The following is a 16480-nucleotide window of genomic DNA, read 5'->3' on the forward strand; positions in this document are numbered from 1 at the left end:
GGAGCGAGGCGGGCTAGGCTGACGGTGTGCCGACCGATGTGGAGCATGTCCGGCAGGCGCTGGCGATGTGGGACGGTTTCCCCGTCCACCGCGAGCAGCGTCCGATAGTGTTGACAGCGATGGGCGTCAGGGCGCTCGACCGACTGATGGCGGACACGCAGTGGCGGTCGTTGTTCGACACCCCCGGCGTTCCGGAGTCCGAGTTGCCGCCGGAGATCGCGCCGGCCGCCGTCGACTACTGCCGTGACGTGCAGACCGGTGCGCAGAGGCCCTTGGCGAACATCATCCGGGCGAACGGACCGTTCGCCACCGACCGAGGCACTCGCGAACTCCCGGCGTGGATGATGTACCCCGACGACCGGCGATGGCCGTTCATCGCTCTGGACCCGGACTTCGAACGTCGGATGACGTGGCGGCCACCCGGCGTAGGAGCCGCTCATCACGAGGAGGCCGTGCTCGCGAACGACGGGCGCACCCTGACGTTCCGGTTCATCGGAACGCCCGCGCAATACGCCGACTACCCAGACGCCGAGGTGCACGAGACGGACACGGCGGTGCTCGTCGAACCGGTGGAGGTCGCCCGCGACGGGAACGGCTTTCGGCTGGCCTACGCCGAGGAGCGCGAGGTGGTGGTGCGCCTGGCCGCGCCGCTCGGCAACCGGGTCCTGGTCGGAATCGGGCACGGTCCCGGAAGAACCACCTTCGGCTCCCCCATAACGGTGCTCACCCCGACCTGACCGAGGCGAGCAGACGCGACCGGAGCTACTTCCAGCGGTATTGATCTAGTCCGAGACCATAGTCGATCAAACCGGATGACTCCGCTTTCGACCTGCGGCTTCATTTGGCATGGGTGGTCAACGATGGCCGTTGCTTGCTCCCGTTCTACGGCCTGGAGACGGCATGATCTTGCGGTCGGCTACGGCATACAGAGACGCGAGGGAGTTTCCACCCCTACACCCACGCTGACGAAAGCGCACCGTCACTCGGGGCCGATCTCCTACCTTGACCAACGACTCGAACCTGACTCTCGCCGCCGTTGGACTCAGTGCGGCCGAGCATCGGAACCGGCGATCGGCAGCGTTGACCCCTTCACCCATCTAGTGGCGCTATGCAACCAAGGCATCGAAGCGCTCCCTAATTAGCTTATACATAGATTTGTCGCGATAAGAATCGTTCTGAACCTTCTTACGCTCCTCGACAAGCACTTCGAAGTCCGCGTCATCGAGAGGAAGCACGAAGCCGTTCCCGTCCCGCGCCGTGTCCCTGCACCGTTGGATGAATAACGCCTTGTCGTAAAGCTTACGACACGTCATTATGCCGACTCGCCCTCGATGATCCGAGAATCGGCCCACCATCTGGTCGAGTTCAGGGTTCCTGGGATCTTTCCGGTAATTCTTGCATTCAACCGGAATTTCCGCTGCCCTGTGCCGGGTAAGCCAGAAGAACGTTCCCATGTTACTCAAATTGTCATAGCAGATGTCGATCCGCTTCCGCCCCTCATGTATCTCCCGCTCCTTCCGCACGTTGCCAAGGTGGGGATAGAAGAGCGCGGTCATCAGCTCTTCGACGGCGGAGTGATAGATGTGGGCTGCCGCCTTGCCCGCAGGTATCCGCTTCATTCGAGCGAGCAGACCGTCGTAGTCCGGATTTGGCACATCGAGGCGCTGCGCAAGCTGCTCGTGGGTGAGGACTGGACTAGACAGGTGAGAGATAGATGTCTTGTAGCGGTCAAGAGCTTCTGGGAACTGGTGGGTATATTCGACAATGGCAGGCTTGTTTACAGGGTACTTCTCGCGCAACTTCTCTCTATTAACTCGGGGAGTGCCATTCTTCAAGATGGAGACCAGATTGCTCCTGGCGTCGATCTCCGCAGCTTCATGCAGTGGCGCGAGGAAGCCGTTGTAGTATTTATTCTGGTCCAGTGTCAGCTCAAACCGCACAATCGACTTCGGAATCAGAAGCAGTGGTTCTTCATCGACGCGGGGCAGGTCGACATAATCGAACTCCCACTCACAAATATCCGGATTCCAAATTGCGCCGCTGTACTGCCGCTCCAGCGGAATATGATAATACTCAGCCGCCCTCTGCGTATAGCCAATTAGTGCACCGCGCAAGATGTGGGTAGCGATGTCGGAAACGATGTCATTCTTGATGCCGTCAATGAAGAGAGCCGTGTCTTCGAGATCGGCCAGCACTCCGGACTTAGCTGCTTTACTGTTGCGGATCATCGCAGCCACACGCTCGGCGCCTACGCCACCTAGACCACGCCCACGCGACCGGCCTTTTGAATATCCTAGGTGAGTCTCATTCGGCTCGGTCAATTGGCCAAGAAGGTTGTACACTCGCGAGTCGTCGTTCTCGAAGATGGCCATCAGTAGCTCATGGAAGAACGACACCAAGAGCATCTTGCAGTTCTCCGCAAAGCCGGAGCTTTGGATACGAATGGCACGCGGGTCGATAAAGACTCGCGAGTCCGTAGCGGTGTCGACATCAACGAAATCTAGCGCTGGCTGAGTGCGTCCCAATTCGTAGTACTCGGAAACTCTCATTACGCTCCAGACATTGCTCAGCCCTGATAGCGGAAGGTTATGCTACGCGTACCATCCGTCAACATCAACGCGGACCGAAAATGCACGCATTCGGCGGCTCGCCCTGAACCATCCCGTCGGCCTTCGTCCGCACACTGTGGAGCGGGTGGGGCCTGCCTGGTCAGGGTGGAGCACCCCACCGTCTGAACGACCTTGACCAGGCAGGCCCCACCCGCTCGGCTCTGCCCGGAAGGAGGTTGTCGGGATGGCGACACCATCCCAGAGCGCCCGAGCGCCCCGCCGGAGGCACTGCCTGTGTCTCGACCAACTTGAAGCCCCGGAACCGTCATCGATCATGGCGGCCCGGGGCTTCGCCGTATGTCGCGCCGCCGGCGGGCTATCACCGATCGCGCCGTGGCCGAAGGCCTAAGGCGCGATCGGCGGGCCACCGGCCCGGCCCAGGTTCGGCGGCGCGAGCGGCCTGCGAAGCGGGCCGCCTTGATCTCGTACAGAAAGTTCTCACACGGCGCCACTGGACAACCTTGGATCCTCCAACTGGTGTTCAGCATCGTCCCTGCGGCTGCCAGAGGAAGGACGACGGCCGAACATCGCTCTCTGATGGCAGCGTCAACGCATGGCGAGCGTCAGCCTTGTTGATCGTCGGAGGCAGCATCCGGCCGCTCAACGTTCTTGTTGCGCTTCAGCGGCCTCGGCGGCAAGGATGTTCCGGTGAGCAGTGGACTCTCTCAGGCATTTCGCTCCTGGACGCATCCGGAAACCGAATCCGAGCCCTTCCTCGGGAGTGGCTTGGTAGTTCTAGACGCTAGCGCGCTGCTACATCTTTACCGGGTAACCACGGCAGCGCGACGGCAGATCTTTGCAGCATTGAAGTCGGTTGAGACACGTCTCTGGCTTCCGCATCAAGCATGCGCGGAGTTTCACCGAAACCGGCTGGATGTAGTTGCCAAGAAGATGTCCCAGTTCCGCGAGACACGAACAACCCTTTTGAGCTCAAACGCTAAAGCAGTTACAGAGATTCGGAAAGCCATCACCCGGCTAGTCGAATTTCGCCAGTACAACATGACGAGCAGGGAGTGGGATCCACAAACACACGGACTGGACGAAGAATCAATATTAGGTCGCCTCGATGGTCTTCTGGATCCAGCGCTGGCCGAACTCAAGGCACTTCAAGCCGAACACGACATCGGCCCGGGCGATGTCACCTCAGCGGACCCGGTCCTTGAGCACTTCGAGGATCTGACCCGAGGAAAACTTGGTGATCCCTACAATCACCGGCACCTGATGGAGATCGTCTCGGAGGCTGTTGAGTTCCGTTTTCCAAATGAAATGCCGCCCGGTTACGAGGATGCCGAAAAGAAGTCACCATACCGGGCTGCCGGCGACTACATACTCTGGCGACAAGTGCTTGACAGGGCTGCCCAATTGCCCAACTGCAAGCACGTTGCCCTAGTTACGAATGACGTCAAGCCGGACTGGTGGATCATCGATAAAAAGGGCAACCCGCTGCGGGCGCGTCCTGAACTCGGGCAGGAGCTCTTCGAGCACACGGGTGCACAGCTGAAACTCTTTACGCTGTCTGACTTTTTGGAGGCTGCCGCCGGGCAATTCCCGGGAAGCGTCAGCGACGACATCGTGCAAGCGGTTCGCAAGTCCGAAGCAATGGTCCGAATCGAAGAAATGCTGAACCAGCTACGCGAGGTTAACGCTTCGACGGACGGCGAAAGTGACGGCAAGCCGGATCTACTATCGCTACCACCGTTCATATTTGAGCAGCTTACACGAGTGCTCTTTATTGCAATGGGCTACCGAGATGTGGCCTCTGCTCCCCAAGAACGAGATGCGGGTTATGATATCCGCGCAAGGCATCCGCATTCCAACATCGGTGACGGCTGGACTCTCATCGAGGCTAAGCGCTATGCGAAGATGGTAGGCTCGGATTCTGTACGAGCCCTTCTAGGCTCCATGCGAGCATACGGTGCTGAAGCCGGGATCTTCGTAACAACCAGTACATTCGGACCGGCATCCCGGGCAATCGCCAGGACGAACAACATTCAATTGGTAGACGGAGAGCACCTACTGCGTCTGCTTTCGGAATTTCTTGGCATAGATGCCACTATCTCTTCATCTCCTAAGAAGGACATCTGAGACCACTGCTGCTCGGAGTAACTCACGAAGCTTGCAACGGTACCGCAATTCAGCCATGCCCCTCGCCACGACGTCAGCGCCTTTTATAAACCGCCCCTCCATCTTCCATGAGCTCGACAAATTGGGCAACGTCAACTTGGCTAATCATTATTGGCTCGCCAACCGTGAACCACGAGGTAAGCAACTTACATTTCCCGGAGTTGCCGGCAGTCGCAAATCCCCGGCAGTGCGCAATGTCATTTCTGATTAGACGAAGGTCTCCCATTGGCTCCGAGTGGACATTTGAGTGCTTACAGCCCATCGCAGAGGCAAAGCGGTGACGGAAGTCATCCTCCCATCGGTCGAAGACTAAGGTCGCCCAAGCCCAACCAAGGTATAGAGCCGACGGGCCAGCTGGCTCCAAGTTCTTTATCAAAGCGCTCCTGCGCCATCCTCGCCGAGTGTTGATACTGCCCGGAATATTCGGATCGCCCGAGGCCCAGCCAACTTTTGGATCAGGGTTATCCGCTGCTGTTGCCATGGATCCGATATACCCTCGAATACGCGCAAGGCCCGAGATAGAGAAGGCGTGCGTGCCTGCCGCGAGGTCGAGGAACGCGATAAGCTCCCTAGTGACGTCATCGACTTCTGCCATGCGTTCAACTTCCCACATAAATGCGTTCCTGGGCAACATCGAAGCACCGAAGCATGGCTCGAAGATGCCGGCGGCCTGTCTGGCCCACAAGGCTCTACACCTGCGGCCGTGGGAGCCGTAGCCTGGCATGGTGAACCGTCTAGCTGACCGAGCCCTCCAGATCTCCGAGCGATGTCTGTCGGCGGCTCTCCCTCGTCGGTGGAAGCACGTGCAGGCCGTCGGAGCGAAGGCTGAGAGCCTGGGCCGACTCGTAGGCGATGACGCGGAACTACTCGCTGCTGCTGGGTGGTTGCATGACATCGGCTACGCCCCGAACATCGTTGACACCGGCTTCCACGCTCTGGATGGTGCTAGGTGGTTGCTCCGGCAGGGTTTCCAGCCGCGTCTGGCAAGCCTGGTCGCCCATCACTCATGCGCCTCTTACGAAGCTGAGGAACGAGGGTTGAAACCTGCTCTCATAGCGGAGTTTCCCCTTGAACAGTCACCGACGTCCGACGCTCTCTGGTTCGCCGACATGACTACCGGGCCTGACGGTCAAGACCTGACCGTAGATGAACGGTTGGCGGAGATCCGCGAGCGATACGGCCCGGATGACGTGGTGACGCGCTTCTGGATGAAAGCGGAAGCGCCGCTGCTTGAAGCTGTCCGTCGAACGGAAGAACGGCTGACGGGCTAGCCGATGTACGGCTGCTGCCGGTTTTCGAAGCCGTGGTCGATCCGAAGCCGCATCGACGGGTGGATGGCGAGATCGTCCAGGTCGTCGCGTGCGACCCAACGGACCTCCGAGGACTCGTCGCTCGGCGTCGGCTGACCGCTGACGTAGCGACCACGGAAGCAGATCGAGAACTGCTGTCGCACCTCGCCGTCGCTGTACTCGACCACATGGTTCGGATTGGTGTAGATCCCGACCACGCTGGTCACCTCGACCTCTACACCGGCCTCCTCCCGCGTCTCACGGACAGCCGTCTCGGCGATGTACTCCCCGAACTCCTGGGCGCCGCCGGGCAGCGCCCAGAGACCGTTGTCGGTCCGCTGGATGAGGAGCACTCGGCCCATCTCGTCCTGCACGAAGACGGTGACCGCAACGACGATGCTGTTCGGCTTCGGGGCGTTCGGGTCGTTGAAGTGCTCGGTCCGGGCCATGGGCCTAGCCTCTCACCCTCCGGTGGTTCAGTGCTCAGGCCAGACGGCCCGCTTCTTCCCCAGTACCTGCTTGAAGCTGGCGACGTAGTTGTCGAACAGTTCCGCTCCGCCGATGCGCCGGAGATGCAACACCGGGGCGTAGGCGGCCGGTGTGCCGTAGAGGTGGGTGTTGACCAGCATCTCGTCATCGAAGCGGTAGATGGAGTTGTAGAGGATCGTGTCGTGATAGTAGATCCCGACGGTATCCAGATCTCGTAGCTCCCTGTAGAAGGCAAGCGCGTTCAGGATCTTGCTCGACATGGCAGCGCCGATGCCCTCGTCGTCTCCCCGTTCGGCGATGTGCTTGCCCTCCGGGTCACCGAACAGCAACTCCACCTGGGCGCCCGCGAGCGCCTTCTCGCGGAGCGTCGGCACCCATCGGTGGTTGAACTCGGGCAGGAACAGCCCGCCGTAGACCAGGACGCCGATCTGCCGTGTGGCCTTCTCCAGGAGCTGCTGCCAGAGGTCAGTCGGGACGGCTCCGCGACGAGGGTAGATGTGAACCACCTCGGACTGGCTGACCTGCGCCGCTCGTTGTGCCGGCAGAGCGTCTGGCCAGAGGTAGGACTCGCTCTCGTCCAGCAACGAGGCGATGGTGTGTCGATGGCGCGGGTACGGATTCCTGCCCTGCGTGATCCACCGCTCCACGGTCTTCGGGTCGACGCCCAGTTGCCCGGCAAGCAAGGCCGGCGTCAAGCCCTTCTTGAGAAGCCCACTACGAAGGCGGTCGTTCGGCATCGGAATCCCTGGTTGGAGAGCTGAGCGGGACGACTACGGGACGACAGAACTTAGCAAGGACGTCCCTACTCGTCCATCACCTGTGGTGAAGTCGTCGTGACGTAGAGATGCATCCTGCTTCCCGAACCACTAACGGGCCATCTCGCTCAACGCCTGAGGAGCAAGTCATGGAACGTCCATTGGGAAGCAGCCTTGGAGGCGACGATGCCTCGGCGTAAGGACCTACCGGAGGCGAGCCGGGGCGAGCAGATCCAGGCAACCGAGAGGGAGGCGGCCAAGCGACGACTGCTCTCGCAGGCCGAGGCAGACCGTGTGCCGGCTGAGGAAACGACCCGTGCACTGCCGGATCGGAGGTGGCGCCGTGACGACTGAGATGCAGCCGATCGGTAGACGAGTGGCACATTGGCGCAGCCGACGGAAGATGTCACAACAGGTGTTCGCCGATCGACTGGGCAAGTCGAAGAGCTGGGTGGACAAGGTCGAACGCGGCGTCCGGTCCCTCGATCGAATGTCCACTCTCCGCGATATCGCCACTGTGCTACGAATCGATGCGGCCGTCTTGATCGGCCGCGGTGCCACGCCCGTCGGCAGGACCGAGCGAGCCGAAGGCGTGAATCGAGTCGCGGCTGCCCTGTCGACCTACGACATCGCCGTCAGGCGGACCACCGGTCGACCGCTGGTGCCCGCAGATCGAATGACCCGCATTGTCGAGCACGCCTGGACGACATTTCAGCACGCTCGCTATTCACAGGTCACCGCACTCGCCCCGCAATTGCTTGTCGACGCGCAGCGCACCTACGCAGATGATCCCGACGCGGGCCGCTCGCAACTCGTGGAGGCGTACCGGGTGACGGCGTCGCTGCTGACGAAGCTGGGTGCGAGTGAACTGGCGTGGCTCACCGCCGACCGCGCCATGCACTGCGCGACCGATGAGCCGAGGTTGACGGCAATGGCAGCGATACAGGTCAGTCAGGCGCTGCGGGCATGCGGTCGCAGCAGGGCCGCCATGTCCACGGCGCTGCACGCGGCATACCGGATCGCAGCGCCTGACAGTGACGACGGCGGTGCCGAGGAACTGTCGTTGTGCGGAGCGCTGATCATGCAGAGCGCACTCGCAGCGGCGCGGCACGGCGATCACCGGGGCGCCGCAAGGCTGCTCGACGAGGCCGAGGCTCTGGCCGCCCGGGTGGGCGACGGGCACGACCACCACCGGACCGACTTCGGGCCGACGGCCGTGATGCTGGCACGGGCGCGGGCGGCTCTCGATCTCGGTGACGGCCGTGATGCGGTCGGGTGGCACGAGAAGGCAGTGCGCCGTGACGGCTGGCGCTGGTTGGCCGCCGAGCATCGCGCCGGTCATCTCGTGCGGGCCGCGCGCGCCAATCTTCGCTTCGACCGACCGGCTCATGCGGCCCGCGCCCTGATCGATGCATTCCACATCGCGCCGGAGGAGTTGCGTCACCGTGCGGCCGCCCGCGCGGTGCTCACCCAGGTTGCCCGAGACCCGTACGCCCCGGCCACGATCATCCAACTCGCCGCAACGCTCAGCGTGGCTTGATCGACACCTTTTCGGGGAAATGGCTTCATCCGAGCGATCGGGATACCGCCACCTCGGCGTATCGGAGTGGATCAAACGCCGTGGCTGGTCACTTCCAGCGGAAGTGCACGAACAGGCGGCCGAAGTTCTTCGAGTCCTTCTCGACCCGGTGGTAGAGCTGCTTCACGTCCTTCTGGTCGAGGAAGCGCAGCACCTTCTTCTTGAGCGCGCCCGACCCCTTGCCCGGGATGATCTCCACGAGCGTGGCCTTCTTCGCCACCGCCTCGTCCATGATCCCGCGCAGCGCCCGATCGATGTCGTGGCCCTTGTTGTAGATGTCGTGGAGGTCGAGCTTGAGCTTCACGGTCCCATCCTAGGTACGCGGAAGGGCAGCCCGCCCGGGCTGCCCTTCCGCGTGATCGGTCAACGACCGACCTTGCCCTCCACCCGGCGCAGGGCGGTGGCGTAGTCGGTGTTCGTCGTGTACATCGCGGCCGCGATGCGCAGGTGCCGCAGCGCGTCCACCGGCCGGTTCATCCGCTCCAGCGTGCGACCGAGCACGTGGTGCGCGTAGTGGTCGCTCGGGTCGCGGTCGACCAGCTCACGCAGCTGCTCCTCGGCACGGTTGAGCTGGGCCGACTGGAAGTACGCGCGGGCCAGCAGCTGCCGGACCGAGGAGTTGTCCGGCTCCGCCTCGATGATCGGTTCGAGCAGCCGGGCCGCTCCGGTCGGGTCACCCGCTTCGAAGAACATGGTCGCCCGCCGGTACTCCGCCAGAAGATCCACTCGACCCACCTCCTCGTGTCGCGCCAGACCCTAGGTCCGACGCTGGCACAACACCGGCGCCAGCGCGAGTGTTCCTGCGGATGAAGATCAGGTGGTGGGGTCGTACCGGCCGCCGACCAGATCCCAGGCCCGGACACCACCGACGATTCCGGCCGTGTTCGGGACGATCACCACGTCGTCGCCCATCCGGGCCACCTGCTCGGGCCGGATCAGCCGGGAGTTGCCGCCGCCTAGATACAGCCGGTCCCAGCGGAACACCGGCCGCAGGCCGTCCACCACCTGCCGGATCCGCCGCGACCAGAACGCGTCACCCAGGCGCCGCCGCTCCGGCTCCCCCACGTACGTGTCGTAGGTGGTGTTCCACCGCACCGGCGCGTGCGACAGCTCCAGGTGCGGCGCCAGCACCCCGCCGTCGAACAACGCGCTGCCCAGCCCGGTGCCGAGCGTCAGCACCAGCTCGCAGCCGGTCCCGGCGACCACGCCCGCGCCGTGCACCTCGGCGTCGTTCAGCACCAGCGCGGGCACACCGAACGCCTCGGCCAGCGCGGTGCGCGCGTCGTACCCGGACCACTCGGCCACCAACTCGGGGTCGACGCGGCTGCGCGGCCCGGAGCGGGTCACGTAGTGCGGCGTCGCCACCACGACGCCGTGCCGGATCATGCCGGGCATGCCGACGGTGAGCCGGTCCGCCGTGGGCAGGCGGGCGCCGAGATCCAGCAGCGTCTTGACGAACAGGCCGGGCGGCAACGGGTACGGCGTGGGCACGCGCAGCGGCCGCGCGCGCATGGTTCCGGCGGCGTCCAGTACGGAGGCCTTGATCCCGCCGCCACCACAGTCGATCGCCAGTGTGGTCACCACGGCTGTGAGTCTCCCTCACCCCGGCACCGTCCCGAGCGCGGGTCACGGTAATCCGGATGCGCCCGCCGGTAGGCTCGGTCACCTGATGAGCGCCACGTTGATCGCCAAGGACCTCACCGCCGGCCACGGTGACCGCCTCCTCTTCGAAGACCTCGACCTGGTCGTCGCACCCGGCGACGTGGTGGGGCTGGTCGGGGTCAACGGCGCGGGCAAGTCCACGCTGCTGCGTACCCTCGCCGGCCTTGCCCCCCGCGAGCAGGGCTCGGTGGCGCTGAGCCCGCCCACGGCGACCGTCGGCTACCTGCCGCAGGAGCCGGAGCGCCGGCCCGGCGAGACGGTCCGCGGCTTCCTGGCCCGGCGGACCGGGGTGAGCGCCGCGCAGGCCGCGCTTGACGCCGCCACCGAGGCGCTCACCGCGGGGGCGGCGGGTGCCGACGACGCGTACGCGAACGCCTTGGAACGCTGGCTCGACCTCGGCGGCGCGGACCTGGACGAGCGGGCCGAGCAGGTCGCCGCGGAGCTGGGTCTCGACGTCGGCCTGGACCACCCGATGACCGGCCTGTCCGGCGGGCAGGCCGCCCGCGCCGGGCTCGCGTCGCTGCTGCTCAGCCGGTACGACGTCTTCCTGCTCGACGAGCCCACGAACGACCTCGACCTGGCCGGGCTGGATCGGCTGGAACGCTTCGTCACCGGCCTGCGCGCCGGGACCGTGCTGGTCAGCCACGACCGGGAGTTCCTCACCCGCACCGTCAACCGGATCGTCGAGCTGGACCTGCACCAGCGGCAGGTCAACCACTACGGCGGCGGCTACGCGGCCTACCTGGAGGAGCGTGCGGTGGCGCGCCGGCACGCCCGCGAGGAGTACGAGGAGTACGCCGACACGAAGGCCGACCTGGAGGCGCGCGCCCGCACCCAGCGGGCGTGGATGGAGAAGGGCGTCAAGAACGCCCGCCGCAAGGCCACCGACAACGACAAGATCGGCCGCAAGTACCGCGCCGAGTCGACCGAGAAGCAGGCCGCGAAGGCCAAGCAGACCGCCCGGCTGATCGAACGGCTGGACGTGGTCGAGGAGCCGCGCAAGGAGTGGGAGCTGCGGATGGAGATCGCCGCCGCGCCCCGCGCCGGTGCCGTCGTGGCCTCGCTCCGACAAGCTGTGGTACGCCGTGGCGGCTTCACGCTCGGCCCGGTGGACCTGCAGATCGACTGGGCCGACCGGGTGGCGATCACCGGGGCGAACGGCTCCGGCAAGAGCACCCTGCTCGCCGCGCTGCTCGGCCGACTGCCACTGGACGAGGGACACGCCGCGCTCGGTCCGGGTGTGGTGGTAGGCGAGGTGGACCAGGCCCGGGGACTGTTCCTCGGCGACCAGCCGCTGCTCGACGCGTTCGGCGCCGCCGTACCGGATCTCGCCCCGGCGGACGTACGGACGCTGCTGGCGAAATTCGGGCTGCGCGCCGACCACGTGCTGCGCCCGGCGGCGACGCTGTCCCCCGGCGAGCGGACCCGGGCCGCGCTCGCCCTCCTCCAGGGCCGGGGCGTGAACCTGTTGGTGCTCGACGAGCCGACCAACCACCTCGACCTGGCGGCGATCGAACAGCTCGAATCGGCGCTGGCGAGCTACCCGGGAACGCTGCTGCTGGTGACCCACGACCGGCGGATGCTCGACGCGGTGAGCGTGAACCGGCGGGTGCGCGTGGCGGACGGACGGATCGCCGAACACTGATCCGTGCCGACCGGCGCGCGCGGGTCCACAATGAGCGCATGCTCAAGTGGGAGTACGCGCTGCTGGTCCGCCGCCGCCAGGCCGCCACCACCGACACCGGGTGGGAGGTCGTCTTCATCTGGTACGGCCCGGACGGCTCCATGATCGACGTATCGCCGTACGGCGACACCGCGCTGGCCCACCTGAACCGGGCCGGTGACCAGGGCTGGGAACTGGTCGCGATGAGCGAGGATCCGTCGCTGCCGGGCAACAACGAGCTGCACCGCTACCACCTCAAGCGCCCGAAGACGGCCCCCGCCCAGCCCCGTCAGCGCATGCGGGGCTCCCGCACAGTCCGCCGAACCCTCTCCCCCTGACCCCCCCTCCCTCTCCCCCTGCCCCGCCCCGCCCCCTCTCCCCCGCCCCTTGTTCCCGTCGATCTTGCGGTTGCTGCCCCTCACCTGCCCCTTTTGCGGCCTTCACCCGGGCCACAACTCCATGATCAGCGAGGACCGGCCCTCGCACCTCGCCTCTCCGCGCACCACCACCCCGCAACGTCGTTGATCAAGGAGTTTGCGTCCACTTCACCCTCGAAACAGGACACGAACTCCTTGATCACTGGGTCAGTCCCGGGGCACGGGAGATCTTGGCAGGAAAAGGCCCCCAGGAGGGCCGGAATCTTCCAAGATCTCAGACACGCCTCGATGATCAAGGAGTTTGAGGGCTCCGAGACGTCCTCTGCTGACACGAAAACTCCTTGGTCAACAAGGCGGCGGGCGAGGGCGGGCGCGACAGGGCAGGCCGGGGCGCGGCAGGGCCAAGGCGGGGGCGAGGGTGGGAGGAGGCAGGGGCATATCGGGGTGAAAAGGGGGTAACGGGCGCGCATGGTGGCGATGGGGCAGACCGCGCTCTCGGGTGAGCGACTCCGGCAGACCGACGGCTTCCTCGCCGAGGCGTGGGCCGACATGGTCCGGCACGACGAGCGGCTGCGCGGTACGGCGGTCGAGGTGCGCTTCGACCGGGGCGTGGCGCACCTGACCGGCGAGGTCGCCGACCTGGAGCAGCTACGGCTGGTGCGGGAGCTGATCGGCCGGCTGTCCGGCGTACTCGGGATCTGGTGCCGGGTCAGCGTGGCCGGGCGGGCGCCGGTGGTGGTCGACCTGGGCTGCGGCGCGACCAAGCAGTGGCCGGGCAACCTGGGGCTGGACATCTATCCGGCGCCGGGGGTGAACGCGGTCGCCGACCTGGCCGGTTCGCTGCCGCTGCGTGACGACTCGGTGGACGTGTTCTTCGCGGTGCACATCGTCGAGCACCTGATCGACTTCCTGCCGCTGTTCGACGAGTGCCACCGGGTGCTGCGACCGGGCGGGGTGCTGCACGTCATGAGCCCGTGGTGGCGGCACGTCAACGCGGTGGCCGACCCGACGCACGTACGCCTGCTCGACGTGCAGACGTTCAAGGGCATCTGCGGTCAGCGCCCACCGGGTGCGCCGCGCTGGTATCCGCTGCACGTCGGCTGCGACGGCGCGTCGATCTTCGCCGACCTGACCCCACTGCCGCCGGACGCCCCCGCCCCCGCCCCCTCCCACCTGGCCCGCTTCTTCGACTGAGGACGCCCAGACCCCACCCCGTCGATCATGAAGTTGGCGGCACTCAAGGAGATCGACTTCGCCGTCAACTTCATGATCGACGGGGCCAAGAGGGCCGAGAGGGGCGGGCTAGGCGGATTCGCGCAGGGCCAGGTGGTGGGGGGTTACCAGCTCGCGCGGTGGAGCGTCGCGGTCGGAGCCCAGGCGGCCGGCGAGGAGCTCGACCGCGAGGCGGGCGATGCGCTCCTTGTCCGGGGCGACAGTGGTCAGCGTCGGGATCGAGAAGCGGCCGTCCTCGATGTCGTCGAAGCCGGCCACCGCGACGTCCTCGGGCACGCGCAGGCCCACCTCGTGCAGGGCACGCAGCGCACCGAGCGCGAGCGTGTCGTTGAAGCAGAAGACGGCGTCGGGGCGTACCCCCGCGGTGAGCAGGTTGCGCACGGCGGCGGCGCCGTCCGCGCGGTGCCAGGCCGGCGCGGGCGCCACCAGGCGGTCGTCGTAGGCGATGCCGGCCTCGGTCAGCGCGGCGGTGTAGCCGGCCAGGCGGAGCCGGGCGCTGGCACCCTCGGGGGTGCGCTGGGAGCCGATCGCGGCGATCCGGCGGCGGCCGAGCCCGATCAGGTGGGCGGTGATCTCACGGGCGGCGGCCACGTTGTCGATCATGACGTGGTCGGCGGGGCCGTGGTCGACGCGTTCGCCGAGCAGCACCATGGGCAGGCCGGCCAGGGCGGCGAGGTCGTCGGCGGTGAGCGCGAGCGGACTCAGGATCAGGCCGTCGATCATGTGGTCGCCGATCCCGCTGGCCGCCTTGCGTTCCTGCTCGGAGCTGCCGCCGGTCTGGTCGATGAGCACGGTCCAGCCGTGGTCGGCGGCGGCGGTGACGACGTGCCGGGCCAACTCGGCGAAGTAGGGGATGTCCAGTTCGGGTACGGCCAGCGCGATCACCCCGGTACGGCCCTTGCGCAGGTTGCGGGCCGACAGGTTGGGCCGGTAGTTGAGCGCGGCGATGGCCTCCTCGACCCGGGCGCGGGTGTCGGCGCGCACGTGCTGGTAGCCGTTGACGACGTTGGAGACGGTCTTCACCGACACTCCGGCGCGCTCCGCGACGTCCTTGAGCCTGTGCCGCACTGCACTTCCTTCCGGTGAACGCTGGCCGCACTGTACCGCGTCACGACGACGTAACGACCTCTTTACACGGGCACTTACAACGTTGTAGAAATCACTGACAGGGGGTGACCGCGGTCACCCGCACCAGCAGCGAGGGAGAGGTTGGCATCGTGCCGAATGCGCAGCTCACGATCTTCGGTTCCTTCGTCGAGCACATGGGCCGCTGCGTCTACGGCGGGGTGTACGAGCCGGGCCACCCGACAGCCGACCCGCGCGGGCTGCGGCGCGACGTGCTGGACCTGACCCGTGAGCTGGGTGTCTCGGTGGTCCGCTACCCGGGCGGCAACTTCGTCTCCAGCTACCGCTGGGAGGACGGCGTCGGCCCGGTCGGTGACCGCCCGCGCCGGCTCGACCTGGCCTGGAAGACGATCGAGACCAACGAGTTCGGGCTCGACGAGTTCATGGCCTGGGCGGCCGAGGCGGGGGTCGAGCCGATGATGGCTGTCAACCTCGGCACCCGCGGTGTCACCGAGGCGCTCGAACTGCTGGAGTACACCAACCACCCGGGCGGCACCCAACTGTCCGACCTGCGCCGCAAGCACGGCGCCGAGCAGCCGTACGGGGTGCGGCTGTGGTGCCTCGGCAACGAGACGGACGGGCCGTGGCAGGTCGGGCACAAGACCGCCGACGAGTACGGCCGCCTCGCCGCCGAGACGGCCCGCGCGATGAAGATGATCGACCCGTCGATCAGCCTGGTCGCCTGCGGAAGCTCCAACCGGGGCATGCCCACGTTCGCCGCGTGGGAGGCGACGGTGCTGGAGCACACCTACGAGCACGTCGACTACATCTCCGCCCACACCTACTACGACCCCTCCGACGGCGACCGGGCCAGCCTGCTCGCCTCCGCCGTCGACATGGACGCCTTCATCACCGAGGTCGTCGCCACCGCCGATCACGTCGGCGCGAAGCTGCGGCAGAAGCGCAAGCTGAAGATCTCGTTCGACGAGTGGAACGTCTGGTACCAGTCCCGCCTCCAGTCCGACCTGGACCGGCGCGGCTGGGTCGAGGCGCCGGCGCTGATCGAGGACGACTACACCGCCGTCGACGCGGTGGTGGTGGGCGACCTGCTGATCACCCTGCTCCGGCACGCCGACCGCATCGGCGTGGCCTGCCAGGCGCAGCTCGCGAACGTGATCGCCCCGATCCGTACCCGCAACGGCGGCCCGGCCTGGCGGCAGAGCATCTTCCACCCGTTCGCCCTGACCGCCCGGTACGCCCGCGGCACCGTGCTGCGGACCGAGCCCACCGGCCCGACCTACGAGACCCGGCGGTACGGCGACGTGCCCGCGCTGGACACCGTCGCGGTGCACGACGAGGAGACCGGCGAGCTGGCCGTCCTGGCGGTCAACCGCAGCCCGCAGGATCTCCCGCTCGACCTGGACCTGCGCGGCCTGCCCGGCCTGCGGGCCGAGGCGCACACCACGGTGGCGGCCGGAACCGACCCGGACGCCACGAACACCGAAGCGGACCCGGAGCGGGTCACGCCCCGGGGCCTCACCACCCCCACAGTCGACGGCGGCCGGGCCTCCGTGCTGCTGCCGGCCACCTCCTGGAACCTGCTGCGCTTCGCGCCGGCGCTGTGACCAGGCACTC

The 16480-nt window shown here is 66.1% G+C and carries 15 protein-coding genes; 8 read left to right on the forward strand and 7 right to left on the reverse strand.

Annotated features, from left to right (window positions below):
• Window positions 1–26: 26 nt before the first annotated feature.
• Entirely contained in the window at window positions 27–737 is a 711-nt protein-coding gene (locus tag KSK32_RS08185; protein ID WP_216930007.1) for a hypothetical protein, read from the forward strand.
• 369 nt (window positions 738–1106) lie between these two features.
• On the opposite strand, the gene KSK32_RS08190 is transcribed toward KSK32_RS08185, so the two are convergent.
• On the reverse strand, window positions 1107–2549 hold the full coding sequence (locus KSK32_RS08190; protein ID WP_216930009.1) for a hypothetical protein: 1443 nt from the start codon (window positions 2547–2549) through the stop codon (window positions 1107–1109).
• Window positions 2550–3257: 708 nt separating this feature from the next.
• Here KSK32_RS08190 and KSK32_RS08195 point away from each other — a divergent pair.
• On the forward strand, window positions 3258–4694 hold the full coding sequence (locus KSK32_RS08195) for a PIN-like domain-containing protein (RefSeq protein WP_216930011.1): 1437 nt from the start codon (window positions 3258–3260) through the stop codon (window positions 4692–4694).
• Between the two features lie 842 nt (window positions 4695–5536).
• Window positions 5537–6004, forward strand: coding sequence for an HD domain-containing protein (locus KSK32_RS08200; RefSeq protein ID WP_289256518.1), 468 nt, complete (start codon window positions 5537–5539; stop codon window positions 6002–6004).
• On the opposite strand, the gene KSK32_RS08205 is transcribed toward KSK32_RS08200, so the two are convergent.
• Together KSK32_RS08205 and KSK32_RS08210 are read right to left on the reverse strand one after the other, a co-directional pair.
• Entirely contained in the window at window positions 6001–6471 is a 471-nt protein-coding gene (locus KSK32_RS08205; protein ID WP_216930015.1) for an NUDIX hydrolase, read from the reverse strand. The two genes, KSK32_RS08200 and KSK32_RS08205, sit on opposite strands and share 4 nt — an antisense overlap.
• A gap of 27 nt (window positions 6472–6498) precedes the next feature.
• Window positions 6499–7248, reverse strand: coding sequence for a helix-turn-helix transcriptional regulator (locus KSK32_RS08210; RefSeq protein ID WP_216930017.1), 750 nt, complete (start codon window positions 7246–7248; stop codon window positions 6499–6501).
• A 361-nt stretch (window positions 7249–7609) separates the two neighbouring features.
• Between KSK32_RS08210 and KSK32_RS08215 the strand changes: the two genes are divergently transcribed.
• Window positions 7610–8806: a helix-turn-helix domain-containing protein gene (locus KSK32_RS08215; RefSeq protein WP_289256519.1), complete on the forward strand. Its 1197-nt coding sequence runs from the start codon at window positions 7610–7612 to the stop codon at window positions 8804–8806.
• Between the two features lie 88 nt (window positions 8807–8894).
• Here KSK32_RS08215 and KSK32_RS08220 read toward each other — a convergent pair whose 3' ends face one another.
• From KSK32_RS08220 to KSK32_RS08230, 3 genes are all read right to left on the reverse strand, one after another.
• Window positions 8895–9149, reverse strand: coding sequence for a Smr/MutS family protein (locus KSK32_RS08220; RefSeq protein WP_013288724.1), 255 nt, complete (start codon window positions 9147–9149; stop codon window positions 8895–8897).
• Window positions 9150–9208: 59 nt separating this feature from the next.
• The gene (locus KSK32_RS08225) at window positions 9209–9571 is read right to left on the reverse strand and encodes a M48 family metallopeptidase (RefSeq protein WP_216930018.1); all 363 of its coding nucleotides are present in this window, start codon (window positions 9569–9571) and stop codon (window positions 9209–9211) included.
• 87 nt (window positions 9572–9658) lie between these two features.
• Window positions 9659–10429, reverse strand: coding sequence for an ROK family protein (locus tag KSK32_RS08230; RefSeq protein ID WP_216930020.1), 771 nt, complete (start codon window positions 10427–10429; stop codon window positions 9659–9661).
• Window positions 10430–10514: 85 nt separating this feature from the next.
• Here KSK32_RS08230 and KSK32_RS08235 point away from each other — a divergent pair, with 85 nt between their 5' ends.
• From KSK32_RS08235 to KSK32_RS08245, 3 genes are all read left to right on the forward strand, one after another.
• Window positions 10515–12152, forward strand: a complete 1638-nt coding sequence (locus tag KSK32_RS08235; protein WP_216930022.1) for an ABC-F family ATP-binding cassette domain-containing protein — start codon at window positions 10515–10517, stop codon at window positions 12150–12152.
• A 38-nt stretch (window positions 12153–12190) separates the two neighbouring features.
• Window positions 12191–12508: a hypothetical protein gene (locus tag KSK32_RS08240; RefSeq protein WP_216930024.1), complete on the forward strand. Its 318-nt coding sequence runs from the start codon at window positions 12191–12193 to the stop codon at window positions 12506–12508.
• Between the two features lie 507 nt (window positions 12509–13015).
• Window positions 13016–13741 carry a BON domain-containing class I SAM-dependent methyltransferase gene (locus KSK32_RS08245; protein ID WP_216930026.1) on the forward strand — a complete coding sequence of 242 codons (726 nt, stop codon included), beginning with the start codon at window positions 13016–13018 and terminating at the stop codon, window positions 13739–13741.
• A gap of 108 nt (window positions 13742–13849) precedes the next feature.
• Here KSK32_RS08245 and KSK32_RS08250 read toward each other — a convergent pair whose 3' ends face one another.
• The gene (locus tag KSK32_RS08250; protein ID WP_216930028.1) at window positions 13850–14848 is read right to left on the reverse strand and encodes a LacI family DNA-binding transcriptional regulator; all 999 of its coding nucleotides are present in this window, start codon (window positions 14846–14848) and stop codon (window positions 13850–13852) included.
• 149 nt (window positions 14849–14997) lie between these two features.
• Here KSK32_RS08250 and KSK32_RS08255 point away from each other — a divergent pair, with 149 nt between their 5' ends.
• Window positions 14998–16470: an alpha-N-arabinofuranosidase gene (locus KSK32_RS08255; RefSeq protein ID WP_374226697.1), complete on the forward strand. Its 1473-nt coding sequence runs from the start codon at window positions 14998–15000 to the stop codon at window positions 16468–16470.
• Window positions 16471–16480 lie beyond the last annotated feature (10 nt).

The sequence above is a fragment of the Micromonospora sp. WMMB482 genome (assembly GCF_019038635.1).
GTDB lineage: Bacteria > Actinomycetota > Actinomycetes > Mycobacteriales > Micromonosporaceae > Micromonospora > Micromonospora marina.

Coding starts and splice junctions, on each gene's coding strand:
- KSK32_RS08190 (WP_216930009.1), bottom strand. CDS start 2,549: ATGAGAGTTTCCGAGTACTACGAATTGGGACGCACTCAGCCAGCGCTA.
- KSK32_RS08205 (WP_216930015.1), bottom strand. CDS start 6,471: ATGGCCCGGACCGAGCACTTCAACGACCCGAACGCCCCGAAGCCGAAC.
- KSK32_RS08210 (WP_216930017.1), bottom strand. CDS start 7,248: ATGCCGAACGACCGCCTTCGTAGTGGGCTTCTCAAGAAGGGCTTGACG.
- KSK32_RS08235 (WP_216930022.1), top strand. CDS start 10,515: ATGAGCGCCACGTTGATCGCCAAGGACCTCACCGCCGGCCACGGTGAC.
- KSK32_RS08240 (WP_216930024.1), top strand. CDS start 12,191: ATGCTCAAGTGGGAGTACGCGCTGCTGGTCCGCCGCCGCCAGGCCGCC.
- KSK32_RS08245 (WP_216930026.1), top strand. CDS start 13,016: ATGGTGGCGATGGGGCAGACCGCGCTCTCGGGTGAGCGACTCCGGCAG.